Origin of the sequence: Larkinella sp. C7 (genome assembly GCF_006149005.1) — a bacterium.
Taxonomy (GTDB): domain Bacteria; phylum Bacteroidota; class Bacteroidia; order Cytophagales; family Spirosomataceae; genus Larkinella.
On the sequence record NZ_VBSL01000041.1, the window covers coordinates 1 to 2,866 of the forward strand.

A 2,866-nucleotide genomic window follows, 5' to 3' on the forward strand; every position below is an offset into this window, starting at 1 on the left:
AAAAAAAGATAAAGATTAAAAATCAAAAAAGTGATTTATTGGAAAGGGGAAAGAGGTTCAAAAAGAGTATATTTGTTTACTTTTACGGTAAACGACAGAGTATTTAGCTGTTATACCAAACCTTGTAATAGAAATACTGATTTACTCTATTAATCTTTCGGTAGAGTAGGAGCCCGTTCGACCTACTTCAACATTCCCTTACCAACGATGACCAAACGCATTGATTCCGCCCCGCTGGCGGCTATCCGCTTAGCGCTGAAAGATCAGGCCATAACTCTGCAACCGGTCATGAACCAGGTTTCGGCCCTACCAATCGATGCCGATCTGGAATATTATTTTGTGCCCGCCGACTACATGAAATTTTACCAGCCCTACCATCGCCCGGGACAGCCACTTAAAAATCTCAAACTTATCAATTACGAGCGACCCGCTATTTCACTCTCTTTCTATTTTAAACATAAATATAAAATTAAGCGGGATATCGATCCCCAGGAGGTCATGCGTCATGTAAAGGAGCACCGCGATAGTCTGCTAAATAAATCTCTAACTAGTGTACTTAGTATTGGGGAACAGAAGGAGCTTCAGGAAACCGACGACCTGCTGCGGCAGATCAGAGACAACCCCGAAGCTTACCAGTACTGCTTTAGTAACTACCACCACTACTACAAGTATTGGTATTGCTCTTACCGTTATTTTGAAGATGAGGACAAAACCCAGGCCGCTTCGGGAACCGAGCACTTGTTGAAACACACTGAGCGGTTGGAAGGAAATCGCATCGAGCGAATGAATATCATTTTCGTCGATCCCTACTATATCACGCGTCAGGTACCCCAGGATAATAAGCTCATCGACCGGGAATTGGATACCTATCCGACCCGGATCAGGCAAGGCACGATTACGCTTTACGTGCGAAAATTGTAATCTCCTTTTTAAATCCTAAGTAGAGATTTATGAGCGAATCTGTATAATCTTGATTTTCAAACCATCGGTAGAATAATGGGAGGTTGCCAACCTTGTCGTTTAAGCCGTGGAACAGGCTGATTATCAGGTAGGTTTCATATTAAGTCCCTGATTTCCAAAAGTTTCGTAAGAAGTAGACCAAATCTTGTAAGTCGATTTGTCACCCGATTGGGCGGCTTATTGGTTATAAGATAATTAATGTATCGATCTATGGAAGCACATAAACAACATGAGGGGCAAGCCCAGCCAGGTCATTCCACGTTCCCTCACGGACCCACCCATGGGCCACACTACAGAAAACTGGCTATAATGACTGGTCTATCATTCGCGTCCATGTATGTACTAATGTACTCGATGGTCGACCGGTTTGCCAACGTAATTCCGAACGTTAATCAGATGTACATGGCAGTCCTGATGACCATGCCTATGGTCATTATTGAAGTTCTGCTGATGTCATCCATGTATATGGACAAACGGCGCAATACCCTCATCATTGCTGTCAGTACCCTTACACTGATCGGGTTCTTCCTGCTTATCCGTCAGCAGGGATTTGTTGGCGATAGAGAGTTTGCCAAGTCCATGATTCCGCACCATGCTGCGGCTATCCTAATGGCAAAAGAAGCGAAGCTGACGGATCCTGACCTACAAAAGCTCCAGCAGGACATTATTACAGCCCAAGAAAAGGAAATAAAGCAAATGAAGGACAAACTAGCCCAGTTAGACAAATAGCAATGGGCGGCTTTTAGGGCTAAATTCTAAAGGTTCAAAATACCATATATCTATATAACAGGCAGCCCTTCCATCTGACAGGGTTGCATTTCAGTTCGATCAGAATAAATACACTGAGTACGATAACTATGAAAAACACCATTTTTACGACGTTAAGCCTGTTGATATTTCTATTTACAGCCAGTTATGGGCAACACAAACAGCACACTATTTCGGCTGGCGATCAGGCAGCTAAGCAACCTGCTAATCCCGACAAATCAAACTTTCCGGTAGTTAAAACGTCCCTGCCCGTCTCCCGGCCACAGGCACTTGACCGCGTGAAACCCACCGGTAAGCGAGTCGAATACGACCTGACGATTGATGAGCAGACGGTCAACATTACCGGCAAGCCGAAGCAGGCCATGACCATCAATGGGGATATTCCCGGACCAACCATGCGGTTCACCGAAGGCGATGTAGCCGTGATTCGGGTACACAACAAGTTAAAAACGGAAACTTCGTTGCACTGGCACGGTATACTGCTCCCCAATAAACAGGATGGCGTTTCATATCTGAATACACCCCCTATTCAGGCGGGCGACACCTATACATTCGAGTACCCGTTGGTTCAGTCCGGCACGTACTGGTTCCACTCGCATACCCGCTATCAGGAACAGGTCGGGGTGTATGGCTCCATCGTGATTCAGCCCCAGCAGCCCACTTACAAAGTGGATCATGACTTGGTACTATTATTGTCAGATTGGACGGATGAGAACCCAGAGTATATTTTGAAAAACCTGAAACGGCGCAATGAATGGTATTCCATCAAAAAAAATAATGTCCAATCGCTCAACCGCATTATTCAACACAAAGCGGTGGGAGCGTACCTGCGGCAGTCGATGATGAAGATGGCACCGATGGACATTTCCGACGTGTACTACGACCGGTTCCTGGTAAATGGAAAAGACACAGTTCGGTATCCGGAAATCAAAGCGGGCCAAACCGTTCGGCTTCGGGTTATCAACGCCAGTGCGTCCACTTATTTTCACATTAATTATGCCGGCGGTCCCATGAAACTGATTTCCGCCGATGGCCTTGACGTGCAACCGGTGGAGGTTGACCGGCGGCTAATCGCCATTGCTGAGACCTACGACTTTATTATCACTGTCCCAAACGGTGGCGCTTTTGAAGTTCGGGC

Annotated in this window: 3 protein-coding genes; all 3 read left to right on the forward strand. The window is 46.0% G+C overall.

The features are described 5' to 3' along the window. Nucleotides 1–207 precede the first annotated feature (207 nt). Nucleotides 208–921 (forward strand): hypothetical protein, encoded by a 714-nt coding sequence (locus tag FH871_RS31560; protein ID WP_114408573.1) that lies wholly within the window; start codon nt 208–210, stop codon nt 919–921. Nucleotides 922–1,362: 441 nt separating this feature from the next. Then, complete coding sequence (locus FH871_RS33880) at nt 1,363–1,689, forward strand: DUF305 domain-containing protein (protein WP_229312283.1); 327 nt, start codon at nt 1,363–1,365, stop codon at nt 1,687–1,689. Between the two features lie 128 nt (nt 1,690–1,817). After that, nucleotides 1,818–2,866: multicopper oxidase domain-containing protein (locus FH871_RS31570; RefSeq protein ID WP_171063023.1), on the forward strand; the 1,049-nt coding region annotated here is incomplete at its 3' end.